This window comes from Lysinibacillus sp. NPDC095746, assembly GCF_044763535.1.
In the GTDB taxonomy this organism is placed as follows: Bacteria; Bacillota; Bacilli; order Bacillales_A; family Planococcaceae; genus Lysinibacillus.
In genome coordinates, this window is sequence record NZ_JBIWGL010000001.1 from 219,502 (window position 1) to 241,445 (window position 21,944).

The 21,944-nt window shown below is 36.6% G+C and carries 22 protein-coding genes; 5 read left to right on the forward strand and 17 right to left on the reverse strand.

Features of this window, described 5'->3' with window-relative positions:
* Positions 1 to 526: 526 nt before the first annotated feature.
* From dinG to ACIQ7N_RS01125, 6 genes are all read right to left on the reverse strand, one after another.
* A complete protein-coding gene (dinG, locus tag ACIQ7N_RS01100; protein WP_402929676.1) occupies positions 527 to 3,298 on the reverse strand; it encodes an ATP-dependent DNA helicase DinG in 2,772 nt (923 codons plus the stop codon).
* Between the two features lie 126 nt (positions 3,299 to 3,424).
* Positions 3,425 to 3,808, reverse strand: a complete 384-nt coding sequence (gene panD / locus ACIQ7N_RS01105) for an aspartate 1-decarboxylase (protein WP_402929678.1) — start codon at positions 3,806 to 3,808, stop codon at positions 3,425 to 3,427.
* Position 3,809: 1 nt separating this feature from the next.
* Complete coding sequence (gene panC, locus ACIQ7N_RS01110; RefSeq protein WP_402929679.1) at positions 3,810 to 4,664, reverse strand: pantoate--beta-alanine ligase; 855 nt, start codon at positions 4,662 to 4,664, stop codon at positions 3,810 to 3,812.
* Positions 4,664 to 5,500, reverse strand: a complete 837-nt coding sequence (gene panB, locus ACIQ7N_RS01115; protein WP_402929927.1) for a 3-methyl-2-oxobutanoate hydroxymethyltransferase — start codon at positions 5,498 to 5,500, stop codon at positions 4,664 to 4,666. The genes panC and panB overlap by 1 nt, the downstream gene beginning before the upstream one ends.
* Before the next feature lie 374 nt (positions 5,501 to 5,874).
* Positions 5,875 to 6,636: a CPBP family intramembrane glutamic endopeptidase gene (locus ACIQ7N_RS01120; protein ID WP_402929681.1), complete on the reverse strand. Its 762-nt coding sequence runs from the start codon at positions 6,634 to 6,636 to the stop codon at positions 5,875 to 5,877.
* Complete coding sequence (locus ACIQ7N_RS01125) at positions 6,627 to 7,310, reverse strand: TetR/AcrR family transcriptional regulator (RefSeq protein WP_402929683.1); 684 nt, start codon at positions 7,308 to 7,310, stop codon at positions 6,627 to 6,629. Before ACIQ7N_RS01125 ends, ACIQ7N_RS01120 begins: the two co-directional genes overlap by 10 nt.
* A 219-nt stretch (positions 7,311 to 7,529) precedes the next feature.
* On the opposite strand from ACIQ7N_RS01125, the gene ACIQ7N_RS01130 reads away from it, so the two are divergent.
* From ACIQ7N_RS01130 to ACIQ7N_RS01145, 4 genes are all read left to right on the forward strand, one after another.
* Positions 7,530 to 7,844: a PadR family transcriptional regulator gene (locus ACIQ7N_RS01130; RefSeq protein ID WP_402929685.1), complete on the forward strand. Its 315-nt coding sequence runs from the start codon at positions 7,530 to 7,532 to the stop codon at positions 7,842 to 7,844.
* Complete coding sequence (locus ACIQ7N_RS01135; protein ID WP_402929687.1) at positions 7,841 to 8,443, forward strand: DUF1700 domain-containing protein; 603 nt, start codon at positions 7,841 to 7,843, stop codon at positions 8,441 to 8,443. Before ACIQ7N_RS01130 ends, ACIQ7N_RS01135 begins: the two co-directional genes overlap by 4 nt.
* The gene (locus ACIQ7N_RS01140; protein WP_402929688.1) at positions 8,443 to 9,276 is read left to right on the forward strand and encodes a DUF4097 family beta strand repeat-containing protein; all 834 of its coding nucleotides are present in this window, start codon (positions 8,443 to 8,445) and stop codon (positions 9,274 to 9,276) included. The genes ACIQ7N_RS01135 and ACIQ7N_RS01140 overlap by 1 nt, the downstream gene beginning before the upstream one ends.
* A 256-nt stretch (positions 9,277 to 9,532) precedes the next feature.
* On the forward strand, positions 9,533 to 10,051 hold the full coding sequence (locus ACIQ7N_RS01145; protein WP_402929690.1) for a GNAT family N-acetyltransferase: 519 nt from the start codon (positions 9,533 to 9,535) through the stop codon (positions 10,049 to 10,051).
* A 290-nt stretch (positions 10,052 to 10,341) separates the two neighbouring features.
* Here ACIQ7N_RS01145 and ACIQ7N_RS01150 read toward each other — a convergent pair whose 3' ends face one another.
* The 9 genes from ACIQ7N_RS01150 to ACIQ7N_RS01190 all read right to left on the reverse strand — a co-directional run bounded on the left by ACIQ7N_RS01150 (position 10,342) and on the right by ACIQ7N_RS01190 (position 19,276).
* Positions 10,342 to 11,325, reverse strand: coding sequence for a biotin--[acetyl-CoA-carboxylase] ligase (locus tag ACIQ7N_RS01150; RefSeq protein ID WP_402929692.1), 984 nt, complete (start codon positions 11,323 to 11,325; stop codon positions 10,342 to 10,344).
* Between the two features lie 726 nt (positions 11,326 to 12,051).
* Entirely contained in the window at positions 12,052 to 13,308 is a 1,257-nt protein-coding gene (locus ACIQ7N_RS01155) for an MFS transporter (RefSeq protein ID WP_402929694.1), read from the reverse strand.
* A 116-nt stretch (positions 13,309 to 13,424) separates the two neighbouring features.
* Entirely contained in the window at positions 13,425 to 14,060 is a 636-nt protein-coding gene (locus tag ACIQ7N_RS01160) for a class I SAM-dependent methyltransferase (protein WP_402929696.1), read from the reverse strand.
* Between the two features lie 361 nt (positions 14,061 to 14,421).
* Entirely contained in the window at positions 14,422 to 14,997 is a 576-nt protein-coding gene (locus ACIQ7N_RS01165; RefSeq protein WP_402929697.1) for a TetR/AcrR family transcriptional regulator, read from the reverse strand.
* A gap of 370 nt (positions 14,998 to 15,367) precedes the next feature.
* Entirely contained in the window at positions 15,368 to 16,555 is a 1,188-nt protein-coding gene (locus ACIQ7N_RS01170) for a CCA tRNA nucleotidyltransferase (RefSeq protein WP_402929699.1), read from the reverse strand.
* The gene (gene bshA, locus ACIQ7N_RS01175) at positions 16,542 to 17,687 is read right to left on the reverse strand and encodes an N-acetyl-alpha-D-glucosaminyl L-malate synthase BshA (RefSeq protein ID WP_132359214.1); all 1,146 of its coding nucleotides are present in this window, start codon (positions 17,685 to 17,687) and stop codon (positions 16,542 to 16,544) included. Before bshA ends, ACIQ7N_RS01170 begins: the two co-directional genes overlap by 14 nt.
* A gap of 32 nt (positions 17,688 to 17,719) precedes the next feature.
* Positions 17,720 to 18,124 (reverse strand): methylglyoxal synthase, encoded by a 405-nt coding sequence (gene mgsA / locus ACIQ7N_RS01180; protein ID WP_132359216.1) that lies wholly within the window; start codon positions 18,122 to 18,124, stop codon positions 17,720 to 17,722.
* Positions 18,125 to 18,143: 19 nt separating this feature from the next.
* On the reverse strand, positions 18,144 to 18,941 hold the full coding sequence (dapB, locus tag ACIQ7N_RS01185; RefSeq protein ID WP_402929702.1) for a 4-hydroxy-tetrahydrodipicolinate reductase: 798 nt from the start codon (positions 18,939 to 18,941) through the stop codon (positions 18,144 to 18,146).
* Positions 18,941 to 19,276 carry a nucleotide pyrophosphohydrolase gene (locus ACIQ7N_RS01190; RefSeq protein WP_132359220.1) on the reverse strand — a complete coding sequence of 112 codons (336 nt, stop codon included), beginning with the start codon at positions 19,274 to 19,276 and terminating at the stop codon, positions 18,941 to 18,943. Before ACIQ7N_RS01190 ends, dapB begins: the two co-directional genes overlap by 1 nt.
* 115 nt (positions 19,277 to 19,391) lie before the next feature.
* On the opposite strand from ACIQ7N_RS01190, the gene ACIQ7N_RS01195 reads away from it, so the two are divergent.
* Positions 19,392 to 20,261 carry a YitT family protein gene (locus tag ACIQ7N_RS01195; protein ID WP_132359222.1) on the forward strand — a complete coding sequence of 290 codons (870 nt, stop codon included), beginning with the start codon at positions 19,392 to 19,394 and terminating at the stop codon, positions 20,259 to 20,261.
* Positions 20,262 to 20,389: 128 nt separating this feature from the next.
* Here ACIQ7N_RS01195 and ACIQ7N_RS01200 read toward each other — a convergent pair whose 3' ends face one another.
* Both ACIQ7N_RS01200 and lhaT read right to left on the reverse strand, forming a co-directional pair.
* Positions 20,390 to 21,064, reverse strand: coding sequence for a zinc metallopeptidase (locus ACIQ7N_RS01200; protein ID WP_132359457.1), 675 nt, complete (start codon positions 21,062 to 21,064; stop codon positions 20,390 to 20,392).
* Between the two features lie 60 nt (positions 21,065 to 21,124).
* The gene (gene lhaT / locus ACIQ7N_RS01205) at positions 21,125 to 21,721 is read right to left on the reverse strand and encodes a lipoprotein heptaprenylglyceryl N-acetyltransferase LhaT (RefSeq protein ID WP_248719164.1); all 597 of its coding nucleotides are present in this window, start codon (positions 21,719 to 21,721) and stop codon (positions 21,125 to 21,127) included.
* Between the last annotated feature and the right edge of the window lie 223 nt (positions 21,722 to 21,944).

Genomic DNA, 21,944 nt, shown 5'->3' on the forward strand with positions numbered 1-21,944 from the left:
TTTATACAAAGGCATGCCTAGGCTAAGTTATATTACAAACAAATGGAACATTAGAAAATCGGAGGAAATAAACCACTTAGTTTCCAAACCAAAATAATTAGCTAAAAATTTTAAATATTATATATAATAAATTTAAATAGTCTAAAATGATTTCGATAACATTTTTTTCAAATCATTTTCACCATTCTACAAAAAGAAAGGGAAGTATTTTATGAAATATTTTATGAAAAGACTAGTAATCATTAGAATTTTAGCATTCTTAGCTATATCACTAATCCTTTTTGCAGATGGTATACAAACAGATGATTTTCTTTTTCTTCTTTTATTGTCACTATTCTTTATTGGTATTCCCTGGTACAAATTTCCCAAATTTAGGATTAGGGGAAATTATAAGTAAAAAGGTATTGTTTTTAAGTAATATCTATGGGCAAGCTAATAAAATTTCACATCAGAAAAGCGTGAAAAATCAACTTTAGACATTGATTTCTCACGCTTTTTAAGGTTTTGACCAGTAAAGGGGTTCCAGCTATTTCTGCCAATTATTAAGTTCCTTTAACAACTCAGGTAGCTGCAATTTCTTAACATCAATCGGTGGTAACGCCTTGATAAATTCCTTACCGTACGACTTTGTTGAAATGCGGCGGTCTAAAACGATAAAAGCTCCCTTATCCTGCGATGATCGGATTAAACGACCAAAGCCTTGTTTAAAACGCATGATGGCTTCTGGCAGTGATAGCTCATTGAAGGAATTGCGACCTTGTACAGTAATATGCTTTGCGCGCGCCTTAAATACAGGCTCTTCTGGTGAGGAGAACGGCAGGCGTACAACGATAACCGACGCAAGTGCGTCACCCGGAACGTCTACACCTTCCCAGAAGCTGTTTGTACCAAAAAGAACGGCATGGCTAAATTTTTGGAATGATTTCAGAATTCGCATACGGCTACCACCCGTTACACCTTGTGCAAAGAGCATATAGTCATCAAGAAGTTCACTATCTTGAATAAGCTCCACTGTTTTTCGAAGCATGTCCTGTGCGGTAAATAGGACAAAACAACGTCCTTCCGTCATTCGCACTGTACGAGTAATCGCATGGGCGACCGCTTCAATATATTCATCCTGTGACACATGTTGAATATCGGGCATATCTGTGACAATAAATGCCTTCGCTCCTGCATAATAGGATGGTGGCGCTTGGAGCTTTCTTACTTGCACACTATCGGAAATACCGAGTTGACGCGTCACAAAACGCTCATTGCCTGGTACAGTCAAAGTTCCTGAAGTCCACACAATACTTGCTTGCTTCCGAAGCGGTGCCAGTACTTTTTCAATGATCGGCGTGACATTAACAGGCTTTTTAAAGACTTGCAAGCTCCCTGGAACGCTCCGTAAATCAAATTCTAACCAAACTGAATTATCATCCTGTGGGGATAGGAAAATTTCCTCCCATTCAGCGATTTTTACTTTTAATTCACGGATCCAATAATGCCATTCTGATAATATATAGCGCTCATTTTTATCTAATTGCTCAATATTATTTTCAAAAGCCTGTCCTACTTCTGTCGCAAGATCAAGCCACTGCTGTGTGAGCTTACTTACTTGTAAAAAAGGTTCTTTTGCGAGCGATACATCCTCAAAAAATAAAGTGCATTTACTACTAGCTTGTTTCCCTTTTATTTGTTGCTGCATTTTTTGCACAGCTCGCTGAATAGTTTCATCGAATGTCCGTTGCAGGCGTATAAATTGTGCGTCTAGTCGTTGTAAGCTTTGCATAGAAACACGTTGTTTTTTCTTAGCTGCCTGACTAAATTGCTGGAACAAAGCAGTTTCCTCCATCGTTCCTACTTGACCGAAAATATACTTCCACTGCGTATAGGAGAAGACTACTTCGTCCTGCTGCATGGCAGATTGTATAAATTGATGTGCTTCGTCAATGATCCAACCGTCAATTTGTGTAAAGATCGGTGTTTGACGGACTAAATCACTGAGTACCATGGAATGATTGGTTACAATACAATCCGCAAATTCACTATTTTTTAACGCTTGCTCATAGAAATCAAAGCCCTTCGATGGTTTTTCATCAGGCATTTTGCGGATTTTCTCTAAAAATAGTTGGCCACCACCCGATACATTGAGCTCACTTAACACACCTGTTTCAGTTTTAGTCAGCCAGACGAGAATCTGCAAAATCGTGAAGGTATCATCATAAGTTTCATCAGCATAAGCCATACATTGCTCAAAGCGTGCAACGTCAATATAGTGCTGCATGCCCTTAAGAACAGCAATATTTACTTTAGTGCCAAGGATTTTTTCAATCTTCGGTAGCTCTTCTTCAACAAGCTGCTCCTGCAAGTGTGACGTATATGTGCTAATCGCAATTTTTTTATCGACTGCTCGAGCATATAAAATCGCGGGAAGTAGATAGCCCGCTGTTTTACCAATACCTGTTGAGGCCTCTATAACGCACTCCCTTTTGTCATTGAGCGCCTGCCAAATAGTGTCCATCATTTCGAATTGTGCCGGTCGTTGCTCAAAATTTGGCATCGCCTTTGTCATTAATGATGTTTTGTCAGCTGCTGTTTGTGGATATGATACAATTTCCGCATTATTTGTATGCTTTTTTCGTCCATCACAAATAGCCAAATTGCGATAGTAGGAGACATTCTCATTAGCCGTTACATGCTGTCTTTTAATTTGCAGAGCTTCAAAGAAAAGTTGGGATAAATTTGATTTTAATCTGAATGAACGTTTATGCATTTGTTCAAGTGTTAGCTGAGGGAGACTGAGTAACTCCTTCCAGCAATGTTTAAAGAGCTCAGCAGTTGCTCGGGCATCGTCATCTGCTCGGTGTGCATTTGTTAGCTCTATATTTAAATCTGCCGCTAAATCACCTAGCTTAAAGCTAAGTGACATTGGAAATAAAATTTTGGCAAGCTCAACTGTGTCCATCTTTTTACCTTGCCATTTCGGTAAACCTGCACGCTTGAATTCTGCTTGTAAAAAGGATAAGTCAAAATCCGCATTATGCGCGACAAATACACAATCAGCAAGTAGTTCGTATATGTAGTCGGCATGTGCCTCAAACGGCAAGGCATCCTTTACATCCTCATCCGTAATATGCGTTAAATCCTGAATGAACGTTGGAATAGCTTTACCTGGATAAATAAACTTCGTAAAGGTACGCTCAATTTTCCAATCTTTCATAATAACAATTGCTATTTGAATCATTCGGTCCCCATTTGCCGGTGAATGACCAGTCGTCTCCAAATCAACAATTGCATACTTTTGACTTTCCACCATACATCTCAACTCACAGTTCACATTAGATAGATGAATTTTATCATATATTTGGCTCAACGGCATCCCTTCGCCTTTTAGTTTGGACACAAAAAGAAGCATGTACAACTTGTACACGCTTCCTCTCTATTACATCACCGTTGCTTCTGGCTCATAGGTAATCATTTCTTTAATTGTATTGCCTTCGCCCATAATAGCTACTGTTGGCTTATGATCTTTTGCCTCTGCATTATCTACGTACACATAAGAAATAATAATCACAATATCTCCACGTTGTACTAGGCGTGCTGCTGCACCATTCACACAAATAACGCCTGATCCACGTTCCCCTGCAATAATATATGTTTCAAAACGTGCGCCATTGTTGTTATTAACGATATGCACTTTTTCGTTTGGTAGCATCCCTACTGCATCTAAAATATCCTCATCAATCGTAATAGATCCAACATAGTTTAAATCTGCTTGTGTCACTGTAGCACGGTGGATTTTACTATTCATCATCATTCGTAACATATTACAATCCTTCTTTCACATTAAAGATACAATTATCAATTAATCGAGTTTTACCAATATAGACGGCGGCGGCTAAAAGCACTTGTTCTGTCTCAGCAGTTACTGGTATTAAATCTGGATATGCTAATAGTTCAATATAGTCGATGTGACCGTGTGTGCGTGCTGCAATGTGTGCCTTTGCTTTTGCAAGCGCATTCGCAACATCACCATTCGTTAAAAAGCTTTCACGAGCAAGCTGTAGCGCTTCATGTATTGCTGGCGCCTCAAGACGATCCGCTTCACTTAAATACACATTACGAGAGGATTTTGCTAAACCGTCCTTTTCCCGTACAATCGGTACTACTCGCATTTCTAAAGGGAAATTAAAATCGCGTACCATCGTAGCAATAATAGCAACCTGCTGTGCATCTTTTTGTCCAAAATAAGCGCGTGTCGGCTGTGCTAGGTGAAATAATTTCGATACAACCTGTAAAACGCCATCAAAATGGCCTGGACGGCTCGCTCCACAAAGAATAGTTGCCTGTTCACCCGCATGAATACGAATACCACCATCATGCGGATACATTTCTTCAACACTCGGTGCGAAAATAATATCTACGCCGACAGACTCTGCTAAAGCAGTATCCCGTGGCAAATCACGTGGATAGCTTTCAAAGTCTTCGTCTGGCCCAAATTGTGTTGGGTTGACAAAAATACTCATCACGACTAAATCATTTTCGGCACGAGCTGTTTTTGCTAGCGTTAAATGACCCTCATGTAAATACCCCATTGTTGGAACGAGTCCAATTGTTTTTTGAGCTTGCTTAGCTGCTTGGATTTCTACGGTTAATGCTTGGACTGTAGTGACGACTTTCATTACTTTACGCCCCCATATAGCTGATCTAGTGCTTCCTCTTTCATCGTGAAGGAATGCTTCGGCGCCGGGAATGTACCTGTCTTTACTGCTTCTACGTAACTAGCAATCCCACTGCTTGCTTCTTGCCCCATATTAGCAAACTGTTCCACAAATTTTGGTACATGATGTGAACCGTAGCTTAACATGTCATGATAAACCAACACTTGTCCATCAGCCTCAACACCAGCCCCAATGCCGATTGTTGGAATAATGAGATTAGCGGATACCATCTCTGTTAGCTGATGCGGAATACATTCTAAGACGACTGCACATGCTCCAGCCTCTTGACATTTTTTTGCATCTTCAATGAGTTTCTTAGCCTGTTCAGCTGTTTTACCCTGAACTTTGTAACCACCAAGCACTCCTGCTGATTGAGGTAGTAAACCTAAATGAGCTACCACCGGAATGCCAGCTGACGTTAATTTACGAATTGCTGGTAGAACATCGTCTGCTCCCTCTAACTTTAGTGCATCTGCACCTGTTTCCTGCATCATGGATACGGCCGTTTTCAACGTCTCGTGTACATCACCGTGGTATGAACCAAATGGCATATCCACAACAACAAACGTATCCTTTGCCCCTCGGCGCACCGCTTTTGCATGGTGAACCATATCGGCCACGGTTACTGGCATTGTAGAATCATAGCCTAGTACTACCATACCTAGTGAATCTCCCACTAGAATCATATCGACGCTTGCTTCCTCGGCAAATTTTGCAGCAGAATAATCGTATGCAGTGAGCATCACAATTTTCTCACCTGCTGCCTTCATCTTTAAAAAATCTGAAGTCGTTTTCATCATGTAGTCCTCCTTTTTTAAGGAAAGAAAACAGAAAAACCCCTCTGTTCCTAAAATGGACAGAAGGGTGGTGTCGTTCGTCATCAAAAATCACCTCTCGTTGTTGATTAGAGGCCATAACTTAATAAAGGGATAAGGAAATACATCTCTTTGAGAGCATTGCCCATTCCATTGTATAAAGTTATATTTTTGAACGCTTGTTTTCTTCCGTCCCTGTCATTAAAAGATCAAGGCAGATATTTTTGTAAATTGTACTTGCGTTTTGAAGGTGCCGTTCACGAAAGGATACTGCCCTTCGCACATACTATAACAGATTCTCCTAGTAATCTTCAAATATTATTTTCTAATAATTACGATCAATAACTATGCCAAACTCAAACCATTCGTTTCTGAAAGTTTGATTTTCGATAAAATTCAAACATTATAAATAGCAACAGAGCAAATAAAAATGTGAATAAACCAGACGTTACATTTGTAGCTGGTACAAAGACATCCCAAAATGCATTAATGAAGGCGTGGAAAATAATACAGAGAAAAATACTTTTAGTGGAGAGGTAAATAATTGTTAATAAAAAGGACAGCGCTAAAGCTGTTAGGGAAAACCATAGAAAATTCATGTTCATTTGATTTGATCCAATGACAAACCATAATGGCAAATGCCAGACTGTCCAAATAACACCCACAATCATTGTACTCGTGAAGGGAGACCATCTTTTTTGTAATGTAGGCTGTAAAAAACCACGCCAGCCAATTTCCTCTAATCCTCCACCAATAATCATGATTGGTAATTCAAGTAACGCCAAATACATTGGATTTTCCATAGTTGCTCCGCCCCATAGCGTTGGTAAAAAACAAGCCACAAATGCTAATCCGATTGCAAATATGTACCAAGATACAGGATGCTTAGGATTTTTTACATTATGGATAAATGATTTGAACTCTTCTTTAGTCGAATATTTCTTTTTCAACCAAATCTCACAAATTGCAGGAGTAACTCCGCCGAGAATAAATAATATCAATGATATTGCATTCCCAAACTTCAGCAAATTTAGCTGTGTGAATAAGGCTAAACTGCCCCATATGATCCAAGACGTTGCAAAGGTATAAAATAGAAATCTTCTTATCTCTATTTCCAACTTTCATCCTCCCCTTCTTTCGCACCCAATAGTAATAATACGGATTTGCAAAGCGTATTCATCAATCGAATCTCATCAAACTGCACTTGATCATTTGAGAACATCCGGTAACATTTTTGCAAGACAACGTCTCTCACAATGCCATCAATGGATGTCATGATAAAAGTAGTTAAATCTTCTATCGAAACCTTAAGCTGAAAGCATCCTGAAGAAATGCCCTTATGGATTGAATGAAAAATTTGTTGCGTAAAATATTGCCCACTTTCATGCTCATAAATGCCAGATAAAATTTTCTTTTCCCTATCTGGATTGTTAGCAAATAAAATCGAAAGCTCAAATTGGATTTTGCCAACTGTTGATACGTTTTCCTTCATGTACTCTCCGAGAAAATTAAATAATTTAATGATTGTTTTTGTGGGAGAATTACTCGTATCCGTAATTTCATCGATAATATGTTTATAGTCTGCATTAACAGTTACTTGATTTATAACCTCAATAAGTATTTCATCCAAGTCTGCATAATAACGATAAATCCCACCCTGACTTACTCCTGACGCTTTAATAATATCCCTCATCGTAATTTCATAAAGTGGCTTGACTTTACATACTGCTATAGCCGCTTCTAAAATGCTGTTTTTCTTTTCCTGTACATATTCATAGCTTACCTTTGGCATTATCTCAACCTCCAAACATCAAAAATGACACTACTGTCATTTTATCGTAATTAATTTACCTTTTATTGTCAACGGAATGTGACAACTATTATTTTTATTTTTCTCATGCGTTTTTTTATGAAAATTGACAATTAATGATATTTGTAATATACTCCCACCATACTATACGACGTATAATATAAAGTCTTGTATAGGTAACACATTGTGAGGTGAGAAAAGATGACTTTTCAACTTGGCTCAGCTTTACTTGACGCTTGTGTACTCGCCATCGTCGATAAAGAGGATGCTTATGGTTACTCATTAACACAGCAAATACAATCCGTGATGGATATATCAGAATCTACGCTGTACCCAGTATTACGCCGTTTACAAAAAGCTAATTGCTTAACAACCTACGATCAGCCCTACCAAGGTAGAAATAGACGGTATTACCAAATTACCGAGCAAGGTCGCATACGATTACTAGAGCTTTTAAAAGAATGGCAACAGTATAAAGAAATGGTAGATTGTGTACTTTTAGGAGGGGAAATATGATGAATAGAGCAAGCTATTTGAAAAAGCTTCGGGGGAAATTACAATGTCTTCCAGCGCATGAGATTGATGCTGCGCTTGCCTATTATGAGGAATATTTCGATGAAGCAGGAGAGGAAAATGAACAGCGGGTCATTCAACAACTAGGCTCCCCTTCTCATGTTGCATCACAAATATTGGCGGACTATGCAATAAAGGATTTAGAAGCTACTTCAACTTCGACTAAGAAGAATGTGTCTGCGATGTGGCTTATCATTCTAGCAATATTATCTGCCCCACTTTCATTACCGTTACTTGTAGTAGCTATAGCCCTTATTTTTTCATTTGGGGCAGTTATATTCAGCGTTATTATTGCCATTCTCGCAACTGTACTTAGTATCTTTTTCGGTGGAATCGCTGCACTTATTTCAGGCTTCTTCATTTTAACTCAGGACTGGCCAACAGCATTACTCTTTATGGGTGTTGGCTTTATCGTAACAGGTTTGGGCATCCTACTTTTCCCAATCGTTGCTCGGTTGATCAAAACAATCGTCAATGTTTGTGTTGAAGCATTAAGTAAATTATTCCATAAAATCACGAAGAAACGGAAGGAGGGTTACTAATGACTTCCCGACATACCCATATTGCCATTACTATGATCGCTTTAGGCGTACTGTTAGCACTAGTTGGTTATTTCTCTGGTGGAAAATGGAGTTTTGAAATAAATAATGAAGGTATCCAACTGCCCGAGAACAATAAACTAGTAAGCAATTCCTATGAACTAGATGATTTCACTAATCTCAATATTATTAATCACTATGGAGATGTTGAAATAGTTACTAGTGATCGTTATGCATTAGAAACAAATGTTATTAATGATGATGATGTGACGTACAGTATTAAAGATAAGACATTAACTGTTGAAACAAAGGGTAAGAAGAAGAATCGTTTTCAATTCGGATTTAGTAGCTTTAGAACTCCTTCCATTAAAATCTTTGTTCCTGCAGATGTAAAACTGAAAACCGTTGTCCTTGATAGTAATTTTGGAGATACAACCATTCATGGTTTGCAATATCAGGAGTTAAAGCTAATTGAAGATTTTGGAGACATACTTTTGAAAGACACTACTGGTGATAAAACAGAGATTACACAATCATTTGGTGATATGAAGCTACAACAATTTTCAAGTAATGGCTTTGTTGCCGAAAGTGAACATGGTGATATGAACATTGATGGAACATTAAATGGTCAATCCATTATTACGTCTAACTTTGGAGATGCTACACTGCATTTACAAAATAAAAAGAGTGAACTTGGCTATGAATTACAAACTGACTTCGGGGATCTTACTGTTGATGACGAGGATCAAAACAGCAAAGTATCGCAATCTTATAACGGTGATAACCAACTAAAAGCAACTATTTCACATGGTGACTTACAATTAAGGTTGAAATAAAGATAAGCTACCGATTCAATCTTCTTCACTGATAAGGCAGAATTACATTTTGTGATTCTGTCTTTTTAGTAAGATTATTATATGATTAAGTTCCCTCATTTGATTAATAGTTGTAATTTTCCATTTATTATATAATATTCATATACACATATGAGTATATTAGTACGGTTCTTGTATGTGAAAGCAGAATCTAAGGTGAATCAGGTCAGTTACGGCATCATCTTTGATAGAAAATACGATTATTGAGGTGAGCAAAATGAAAATTAGACAAGCAAATATTGAAGATGCCCAAGGTATCGGAAAAGTACATGTCGACAGTTGGCGAACAACATATAAAGGCATTCTTCCAGATGATTTTTTGAATAACTTATCTTACGAGCAGCGAACAGAACTCTGGAAGAAAAATATTTCAGACGCTACGAACTATGTATTGGTGGCGGAAAATGAACAAGATGAAATAATCGGTTTTGCAACCGGTGGCACAAGAAAAACTAATTCAATACCGAATGCAACTGATTTAACTTCTATCTATCTTTTAGAAGAATATCAAGGAAAGGGAATCGGGAAGCAACTACTCAAAGAAGTATTCACCTATTTTCAACAAAAAGGATACAAAAAAGTATTTGTTGAAGTATTAGCCGACAATAAAACACGTGATTTCTATGAATATTATGGTGCACAATATGTCAATAACGTAGAAATAAAAATTGGTGGAAAAATAGTAGAAGAGCTTATTTATGTATGGAATGATATAAATAAAGTGATAAAAAAGTAAATAAAAATTTTTATTGGAGGGCATGTAATGAAATCGATAGCAGGAACAATTTCTTTATCTGTTTCTTTTACTTTATTCATTTATTTGTTCGGACTAAAAATGGAGCATTCAGTTAAATATGACTCTGGATTCTTTTTTCTTCCAATAGTTTTACTAATACTTTCTCTGATCTTCTTTAGACAAGACTACAAACGTGAAAAAAATATACAAAACTAAATTGTAATTCTAAAAAAGAACGTATATTTTCACATTTGAAAATATACGTTCTTGTTAAGTGAATGTTTGTGTTTCTATAAAATTTTTATATCTCCAGAATAAATTGTTCGCACTGTGCCATCATCCTCTGTTAGCTGTAGTACACCTTCATCCGTAATCCCACTGGCAATGCCTTCAAAGCGTCCACGTAGAGTCGTTACTTCAATACGTTGTCCAATAGTACACGACATTTGTTCCCATAGCTTTTTAATGCTAGCAAAGCCTTCCTTCACGTATAAATCCGTGAATTGTTCTAAATATTGAAGAATAGATGCAACAAGGGCTGCACGATTAATTTCCTCACCTGCTTCTAAACGTAAAGACGTAGCTATATTAGCAATTTCCGGGGAGAAATCTGATTCAACCTGGTTTGCATTAATACCAATGCCTACTAGCAGTGCTTGTACACAATCTGCCTCAGCCTGCATTTCTGTTAATATACCGGTACATTTTTTACCGTTAATGAGCAAATCATTTGGCCATTTAATGGCTGGTTCAATTTGTTTATATAATGTTTTTATCGCCATCGTAACTGCGACTGCTACGACAAGTGTAAACGATGAAGCTTGCTGAGGAGTAACATCCGGTCTCACAATAACGGTCATCCAAATACCTGTGCTATTTGCAGATTCCCATGGACGCGCCATACGACCACGGCCAGCTGTTTGCTCCTCCCCGATTATTATCGTACCATGCGGAGCGCCTTCCTGTGCAAACTTATGAGCGATTGTTTGTGTTGAATCTACAACATCAAAATAATGAATTTCACGTCCAAAATGTTCCGTATTTAAAAATAGTTCAATTTGAGTTGGACTTAAGCTATTTGGTACGCCCGTCAACACATAGCCTTTTTTCTTTACCGTCTCAAATGTATAGCCTTCCTCCTGCAACGACTGCATATGTTTCCATATAGCTGTACGGGATACTCCAAGGGAATCTGCTAGCTCCTGACCCGAAACCGCTTCACCATTAGCCGCTAATATTCTTTTTAAAATTTCATCCTTCATGGAAATACTCATGCCAAATCAATCCTTTATTAAAATATACTATCACTTATTTTTTATTAAATTAAAAATTTGATGTAAAGACTCTTGATTCATCAGTGAATTCTTATATTGAATTTTTGGAACTACTAACACATTATTTTGTTTATGTATAAACATTATTTTCTCATTTTTCTCCAAACGTTCCTTCTAAAAAAACGATGACGAAAAAGATAAAGCAAAAGCAAGCGACCTTATTTTAGATGACGTATGGTAATTGGTCACTTTTTGGTCACTTGCTATATTTTCATGCGTTCAAAACTCTTTTAATTCAAGGCTATTCATTTTCATGGACATACCCACGTTCAAATCATTTCTTTTAACAAATAGCCGATACTTTTTTCTATTTTGAATAATAATAATTATCATCATACTGTATATAGTCACATTTGACCACAATCAATTTTTTAACTAGCTTTTTATAATTTTGAGGGGTTCACCTTATTATACTGTAACATTTTCTTATCAAATATAAAATCATATACAGCTTAAAACTGAAAAACATCAGTATCATGGGATTATCCATAGACAAAACATTACTATGAAATCCTTTTATAAAACATGGGCTTTTTTTCGTTTGGTGTGTACAAATTTAGGAAAAATCTACACAAACGTATTAAATTATTCAAAACTTTATAATGCAGAACAAGTCCAAAGTTTATCATTTTCAATACTATTTACTTAGTTCATTAAACCGAAACTCTATAGATTTTTTTTTGAATCATATTGTAGTTTCTTCATTACTTGACGATAAGAGAACGCAATTAAAAGAATAACAACAGCAGAAATAATAAACGGAACCTCAGATGGTAGAACTTCAAACATCCACCCGTATACCCCCTGACCAATCGGCACTGATGCCATAATTAAAGCCATAACTATAGAAGAAACACGTCCAAGAAATTTATTATCAACTTCTTTCTGTAACTCGGTTTGGAACGCAATTGATACGTTAATCGATGTAATACCGAGTACTAAGTACAGTGCCAATATTAGATAGAAGCTAATTTGCAAGTTATTAATTATTCCAAATACTACAATACCTATACATAAGAAAGCTAGACCAATAATATTAATCATTCTGACAAACAACTGATCCGTGGTCAATTTTTTCTTAATGATGCCAGACAAGGATGCGCCGAAAACGACACCTAAAATGACGATAATTTCAATAAATGCAAATTGTGTATTTGAAACTTTTAAATCAACTCTAGATATAAAAGGAATTCCTACTTGAGTAGCTCCATTGAAGAAGCAATTTTGAAAAATGATACATGAAAGAATTATTTTCATTCTTTTGTCTTGTAAAATATATCGAATACCCTCAGTAAAATCTACTCTAAATTTCTTTAATGTACGCTTTTCGTCAGATACATTATCTGTTGGAATTTGCATAAAGAGTTGGATCAACGCTGCGAACAGGAAACTTATTCCATTCACTATCAACACAATAGCAATACCAAAATTAGTATAGATTAGTACACCCAAAATCGGACCAATCATATTACCTAATGCGAGTACAATCATATTCACTGCATTTGCAGCGGCGACATCTTTCTCCGCCTTGAAAATGGATGGAATAATCGTCATCACCATCGGTTCATCAAAAGATGACATAATCCCTACCGCAATCGCTATACCATAAATTATAGGCAAACTGATCTCGTCACTTCCTATTAATAAGGCGATTATTAACAGTAAACTACCAGTTATGAGATCCAGAGTAACCAAAAGTCGTTTTCTGTTCAACCAATCAACTACAACACCACAAAATGGGCTAAGTAACACTCTCGGAATCAAAGCAGCCATAAGAATTGATGCAAATAAAATACTAGACCCTGTTTTGTCAATCACATACAATGCAAAGGCCATGCTTTGAACAAATGTCCCAATTGAGGAAATGAATTTCGCTAGGACAAGGATAATAAAAGACTTACTTTTAACTATTAAAGTATCCATACTTTTTTCTCCCTTGTTATTTTTGTACTTGACTCACTTGTGACATGTATTAACGTTTTATCTCCTTGCCTTTTCATATAAAAATTTGCCGTCTATAATCATTTCTTTATTCAGGCTTATTTTTGACAAACAAATTTTATCCAATTTCCATCTTCATGAACAATAACACTACTAAATCCTATAGATTTTAGTAATTCTTTTAATTCATTACTTTTTTTATAGTTATCCATGTGATATTCAATCTTATCCTTTTCGCAAGTTATTAGAAATACACCGTTCGATTTTAATATCCTATGTATTTCACTAAACCCTTCTTCAAGATTACTCCAGTAAAAATGAGTTTGAATGGCTGTTATTTTATCCATGATATTATCTTCAAATGGTAGTGAAGCTACATCTGCCTCAAAAATTTCCGCACGATTTTGTTCTACCCATTTCTGATTTTTTTCGATAGATGATTTAACTGCTTCCGATGAAATATCTATTCCATATACTTTCCCTTGTGTAGTTTTATTTGCCAATCTATGAATTGTTTCACCACCACCACATCCAACATCTAAAATATGATCATCTTTTCGTATTTCAATATTCTGTAATCCCCAGTCTGTCATATTAACAAAGGTTTTGTTCCAAATTTTTGTCAATATATATCCAATAGCTCCCTTAGGGTGTGAAACCTGTCCAATTAAATAATTCATTGTTGGTTTATACAAAATCATTCCCAAAATCACAAATATAAAAATTTTCTTCATTCCAACCAGCCCTTTTGACAGTCACACCCAACATTCAATACATAATCAATTTGCTGAAAATCAATATTTTGAAATCCCCAATCTGTACTTTCGAAATTATTTTTTTGTTCGAACAACACTTTTCCCTCCTACTATTTTGAAATTTAACTAACAATATTTCAAAACAATAGTATAACGACTTGCAAAAGATGTCAATAACTTTTGAAATACAAACAATTTAATTTCAAAACTTTATATGTATCACTAAAGCTAGCATAAAATGAACATAATCCAAGAAACGCATACAAGAGGAAAGCGACATTAATTAAAATAAAAAGAAGCCATTCGAGATGAATGGCTTGGCTTCTAAAAAACAAATAAATTATTTACTTTTTCCGATGATTCCATATAAAAATAGTTTGTGTAATTCTTGTTGTTTTATTTTTATTTTATCTGATTCAATTTCAATACTATTAATAGCTTCCATAAAATCTAAAATTGTAGCAGTTGAGATTGAACCATCTATCACATTTTCTTGTTTTCCCAATTTTATATAGCTTTTATAAATATCTTTTTTTATTTTATTAATGTTTTCAACCAAAAATTTCAGCAATACTGTATCTTCCAATGCCGAATGTGAAAAATATTCATGTAATGATTGATTGATTTGATTAGAACAGATGGAGAGCGCTTTATATAGTTTTTCCTTAAATTCCATTTCTTCAGTAAGCAAATTTTGTGCAATTTGCATAGTATCTTTCATTACAATGGTCACACACTCTTGTACTAATGCCTCTTTATTTCCAAAATAATTATAGATGGAGACTTGTGAAACATTAGCCAATGCAGCAATATCTTTTATACTAACTGCGGTAAATCCTTTTTCGCTAAATAATTCTAAAGAAGCATTAATGATCGCAGATTTCTTTTTTTGCGATCTAATTTCATACTTATTCATGTTTACCTCCAACTTCCTATACTTAGAAATATATCAAAAGTGAATTCTTTCGTTTTGAAATAGCGAGTATTTTTTAACATCCAATATAATATGATTATATCATAGATTTGAAATTCAGAATTAGATATTTCATATTTAGAAATACTATATAAAGCGTCCATCCCTGAAAAAATACTCAATGAAACTATTAGGGAAAATTTCTAAGGCACAATAATAAGGCATGAGTCCGATACAATATCGAAACTCATGCCCCAAGCGTGCCTACTGAAATAACTATGTCTAACAACTTCAATAACCGACTTCTTTTAGTTGTTTTTTGGTAACTCTTTTCGAAAATAACTACATTCAATTTGTAATAATTATAGTAATATTAAGTGTTTTCCTGCTTACGGACATACTCACGCTCAAACCAAGCCTTTAGTTGATGGTGCTCATTAGCACATTCACCATTCACAACTGCTTCAAGCATCGCCTGCAACGCTTCTTTTACCCATGGCCCACCTTTTATTCCAGACCATTTTAACAAATCCGTACCTTTTACAATAAGCTCCTGTTTACGTCTAATAGGAAGAGCTGTCTGTATTTCAAGTATACTTTGTTGTGGTAATTGAACATCAAGCTGTCTCAACTCTGCAAAATAACAAGCTGCCTCAAGTTCCTGTTGAGTATATAAAAAGTAATCCATTTTCGTCCAGCCATTTTTTAAAGCTTTTAAAGCTTCTAACACAGCTTTTACAAATGCCATCTCCTTATTCGATAAACGATAGTCACCTAGTACTTCTCGCCAATGATCACCCTGTAATACCGCGAAATATGCCCAGCCTAATAACTTGTCCTGCGTGTTAAATTTAGACCAGTCATGCGCTTGAAAAGTTCCATTCAAATAATTCACTAAGCTACTTTCCTTCAGCTTTTTTATACCGTTAAAAACATCTTTCCCTACCCATAGCTTATCGAGCTCTGCCTTTATACGCTCTTTGGCAATCCAAGAAATATTATCAGCCTTGTCCTGCATTGCTTTCAAAGTTTCTGATTCAATTAGAAAACCGAGCTGTGCTGAAAAACGTATGGCCCGTAGCATTCGTAATGCATCTTCCGAAAAACGTTTCTGTGCATCACCAACAGCTCGAATGACACCAGCCTCAATATCTTGGCGTCCTCCATAAAAATCAACAAAAGAACCATCACGACGCATCGCTATGGCATTCATCGTAAAGTCTCGGCGCTGTAGATCTTCTTTTAATGAACGGACAAATTGCACTTCCTCGGGTCTACGGTGATCCGTATATTCACCATCTGTGCGATATGTCGTTACCTCCACCGATCCAGCTGGCACGATAACAAGTACCGTCCCATGCTGAATCCCTATATCAACTGTGCGATCAAAGATAGACTTTACTTCGTCTGGCATGGCATTTGTCGCAACATCTACATCGTGGGCAGGACGACCAAGTATAGCATCTCGTACTGCACCGCCGACGATCACTGCCTCAAAGCCTGCGCATTCTAGTTGTTCAATAACTGAATAGGCTGCTTGCCATTCTTTATTGTTTTGCATGATTTCTTTCAGCAACCTTTTCGTACAATTTTTCATATTGTTCTACAATTTTAGATGAATGGAATTTTTCATCAACAGCGCGGATAGCTGCTTCTCGGAAATGTTGTAATTTCTCTTCATCGTTCAATAGGTTTACGGCATACTCTTCCACTGCATCCGTATCACCTAATTCCACTATATAGCCATCTACCCCATGCTCAATGACTTCTGGAATACCGCCTACAGCTGATCCAATACAAGGTACACCACAAGCCATTGCTTCAAGTAAAACTAGCCCGAATGATTCCTGCTGTGATAGTAATAATTTAAGGTCACTTATCGCATACAATTCAGCTAAATTTTCTTGTTTGCCTAAAAATAAAACATCCTCCATATAAGGACTTTCCTTTACTTGATCCATTACACGATGCTTTTCTGGACCATCTCCTACAAGCAATAGCTTTGCCTTCATGTTCGCACGTATTTTCATAAAGGCGTCTATAATATGCGGAAGATTTTTAATTTTACGGAAGTTAGATACATGAATAATAACTTTTTCATCTTCCTTAATTCCAAACTGTTCCTTTAAGTTTCCTGGATTGCGTGGGAAGTATTCACGTTCATCAACAAAATTGTAAATCGTGTTAATCGGCTTTACTGTATCAATAAGCTCGTATGTTTGTTGCTTTAATGCCTCTGACACTGTCGTTACGATATCAGATTTGTCAATGCCATACTTAATTGCCTGTGAAAGAGTGGAATCCTGCCCAAGCACAGAAATATCTGTACCGTGTAACGTTGTGACAATCCCAATGTCACGACCACTCATTTCACGTGCCAAAACAGCACAGACAGCATGTGGTATTGCATAATGCACATGAAGTACATCTAGTTCTTCATCCTTAATCACGTCCGCCATTTTACTCGCTAATGCTATATCATATGGCGAATATTGAAATACTGAATAATTGCTAACTTCTACTTCATGGAAAAAGACGGTTGGATAAATTTTATTCAATCGAAATGGTACGCTTGAGGTGATGAAATGAATCTCGTGCCCTCTCTCTGCAAGCATTTTTCCTAATTCTGTTGCGATAACACCAGAGCCTCCAACTGTAGGATAACAGGTAATGCCAATTTTTAGCTTTTTCATTCGATTATCATCCTTTCTAAATCACGTCTTTTTTAATTTCGTCTTTCTTGAATCAGTCTCCAATCCACAAAACCTTCTTGTAGGCCTTTTAGTAATATTTCTGCTGTTCCCATATTTGTAGCCAGTGGCACTTGGTAAACATCACAAAGACGAATAAGTGCAGAAACATCTGGCTCATGTGGTTGTGCTGTTAAAGGATCACGGAAAAAAATGACCATGTCCATATCGTTATTGGCAATCATTGCGCCAATTTGTTGATCGCCACCGAGTGGGCCTGAACGAAAACGTGTTACCTCTAAGTCTGTAGCTTCCATAACACGCTGTCCTGTTGTACCTGTAGCAAACAACATATGCTCATTTAAAATATTTCGATAAGCAATAGCAAACTGTACTAAATTATCTTTTTTACGATCATGTGCAATTAATGCGATTTTCATAATGCTTCCATCCCAATCTTTAGATGATGTTTTCTAAACCATATACAAGTTGATCCATTTTCATAACCTCTTCTACGCAAAATGCTACACCAGACATAAAAGAATTACGGTTTAACGAATCATGACGAATTGTTAATAGCTGCCCATCTCCGCCAAATAACACTTGCTGGTGTGCCACTAAACCAGGTAAACGAACAGAGTGAATACGCATGCCATCAAATTCTCCACCTCTTGCACCTTCGATTGTTTCTTTTTCCTCTGGATGTCCTTGCATCTTTTGTGTTCGCACCTCTTGAATCAATTGTGCCGTTTTAACAGCTGTTCCTGATGGAGCATCCAGCTTTTGATCATGGTGCATTTCAATAATTTCAACATCAGGTAAATATTTTGCCGCTTCCTTAGCAAATTTCATCATAAGGATAGCCCCTATTGCAAAGTTTGGAGCAATAATACAGCCTAGCTCTTTTTCTTTAGCCATTGCTGATAATTCCACTAGTTGTTCATCTGTAAAGCCTGTTGTACCAATTACAGGTCGTACATTTAAATTCAAGGCCTCTTTAGTATGTTTGTATACTGCATGCGGGCTTGTTAAATCTACTAATACATCTGGTGCAGTCGCCTCTACAAGGTCAGACATATCTGTAAAGATTGGAGCCGTATAACTTGCGGGAAACATCTCCAAATCAGCTAATGTTTTTCCTACATCCTTATAATCTAGCACAGCTACTAATTCCATTTTGTCATGCTTCATGACCGTATGTACAGCCTCAGCCCCCATTTTTCCCCTAGCTCCTGCTATTGCTACACGAATTGACATTATTCTCCATCCTTTCTAGTCCAGCGATCTTTATCCCTTGTTTCAAATTTATGTATAACGCGTAAAAGTGCTTCATCTAATTTAATACCCTGCGCATTTGCAAAGCATACTAAAACAAAGAAGAAGTCACCTAATTCTTCTTCAATACTGTTCGCTTCCTCAGTACTCTTTTTCTTCTTTTGCCCGTAAACATCCTGCACCTCACGAGACAATTCACCAAGTTCCTCGGTTAGACGTGCCAGTAACTCAAACGGCGGGAAATAGCCTTCCTTAAATTGTCCTATATAATCATCTACACGCTGCTGTAAAGCTTGCATTGTCACTTGTTCAGTCATCTAAATCACACTCCTACTTACCATCGTATAAAATTTACACCATTGTTGTCAAAAACAATAAAATGTCAGATAATAGATAGCACTACTTCATTTGTTATGAACTTCAGGAGGTCATATGCTAAAACAGATCAAAATCAGCAATATTATCGCAATAATGCTCGGGGCTGCAATTTTTAGCTTCGGCTTCGTCCACTTCAACATGCAAAATCAACTAGGTGAAGGTGGCCTAAGTGGGATTACACTCATACTTTATTTTACTCTTGGCTGGGACCCTGCTTTAATGAATTTACTATTAAACATTCCTATGTTTATTATTGGTTATCGTTTACTTGGGAAAAAATCATTTATTTATACGCTTGTTGGCACTTTATCTGTTTCAGTTTTCCTAAAAGTTTTTCAAAAGTATCAATTTACTATTCATTTAGAGGACGATCTGTTACTTGTTGCTCTATTTGCAGGGGTTTTTGTTGGACTAGGGCTCGGTATCGTCTTTCGTTTCGGTGGTACAACTGGTGGTGTAGATATTTTGGCTCGCCTTGGGCATAAATATTTTGGCTGGAGTATGGGTAAAACGATGTTCATCTTTGACGCAATTGTCATTATCCTATCATGGCTAACATTTTTAGATGCACGCTCTATGATGTATACCCTTGTTGCGGTATTTGTTGGTGCGCGCGTCATTGATTTTGTTCAAGAAGGAGCATATGCTGCACGTGGAGCACTTATTATATCTGAAAAATCTAGCGCCATTGCTGAGATGATCGCATTACGAATGGAACGTGGTATTACAATACTTGAAGGTCATGGCCATTTTACTAAGCAACAAAAAGAAGTGATTTATTGTGTCATTGGCCGTAATGAGGTTGTCCGTTTAAAATCTATTGTCCATGAGGTTGATCCACACGCATTCGTATCTATTATAGAAGTACGAGATGTAGCAGGAGAAGGCTTCACGCTAGACGACGAAAAACAACCGCTTCAATAACATTAATAATCTGCCTGCTCTCCTCGAACTTTTTACTTTTTCATTGGAGGTAGGCTTTTTTACATAGTAAATAAATTAACGGATTAAAAAACTTGCCATAGTGAATTACCACTACAACAAGTTTTTTATTAGTCGTCACTTCGCATATTTGTAAAGATTAATATTAAACGTAATAATTCTAATACAGCTACTGCTGCCGCGGCAACATATGTTAATGCTGCAGCACTTAACACTTTTCGTGCTGGGCGCTCTTCTTCATTTGTAATAATTCCTAGAGAATTCATTTGCACTAACGCACGCTTGGATGCATCAAACTCTACTGGTAACGTTACTAATTGGAAAACCACACCGGCAGCCAATAATACGATACCTAAAAGTAACATATTTGCACTACTTGCAAAAATACCAATCATGACAAATATCCAAGACATATTTGATGAAATATTTGCAACTGGCACTAGCTTACTACGTAATGTCAGCATTGAATAAGCTTCTTTATGCTGGATGGCATGGCCAACCTCGTGGGCAGCAACTGCAGCACCAGCAATACTCGCCTCGTAGAAGTTACTTTCTGATAAAGCAACTGTTTTTGTTGCTGGATTATAGTGATCAGACAACACACCTTGTGTTGGAACAACTCGTACATCATATAAACCGTTCGCATCTAAAATCGCACGCGCTACCTCTGCACCTGTTTGTCCCTTCATTGTTCGTTCTTTTGCAAACTTATTATACGTGCCCTTTACTTTCATCTGTGCGTAAAGTGGTAGTAGCATTATGATTGCAAAATAAACAATATACATACTTGTTGACAATTTTCTAACCCCTTTCTACTTGGATACTATAATTCTATAATCATTTACCTAATTCGGCAAATATTTGCGCCATCTAATTGAGAAGATGGCTAAAAAAATGCATGTAACTGATAACCAAAAAGTAAAATAGCCGATATAGCTCGTATAATCTGCTAAATCACGATACATCGGCATTTGACCAAAAACATAATCAATTACATCATTATGCAATGTCCATACCGCTGCTACAGCAATATGCCAATATGAAAAAACATATTTACCGAGATATAAAATTGCTTGGACAGCCATTGCAAAATGCGAGCCTACAAGCATCCAGCCTTGCCAACCTATAGATCCAGTTTCAATCAGCGTCCAAATATTCATTACATCAGCCCAGATTCCATATTTCACTAGTGTTATAAGTGCTAGCACTTCCATTAGTGGCCATTTTTTTCCCATAATCCATGCTAACAATACAAAGCAAAAGAATAGGCTGGCTGTCGGGCTATCTGGCACAAAAATATAAAAAATGGGCTTCGTGATGGCAAGCTGCCCTCCATACCAATAATAACCGTAAATAGTGCCTAATAGATTGATAATAAGTAAGAGGATTAAAAATGATTTATGTGTAAGGAGAAACCAAATATTTGCACGTGTAATTTGCATCATTAAAACTCCTTTATCTTCTGTCTTTACTAAGATGCCTTTTTTATTTGTTATTATGTATAAACTAGTCTTTAATTTGCCACATACCATCGATAATGAATACCGGCAATATTTTCTTGCCAAAATCCTTAACGAATATACATAGCTTACATTTTAACCAATGTCATCCTTAATTTTTGTCGATGAGCTTTTTCTAACATTCCGTTTAAAGAGTATTATACGG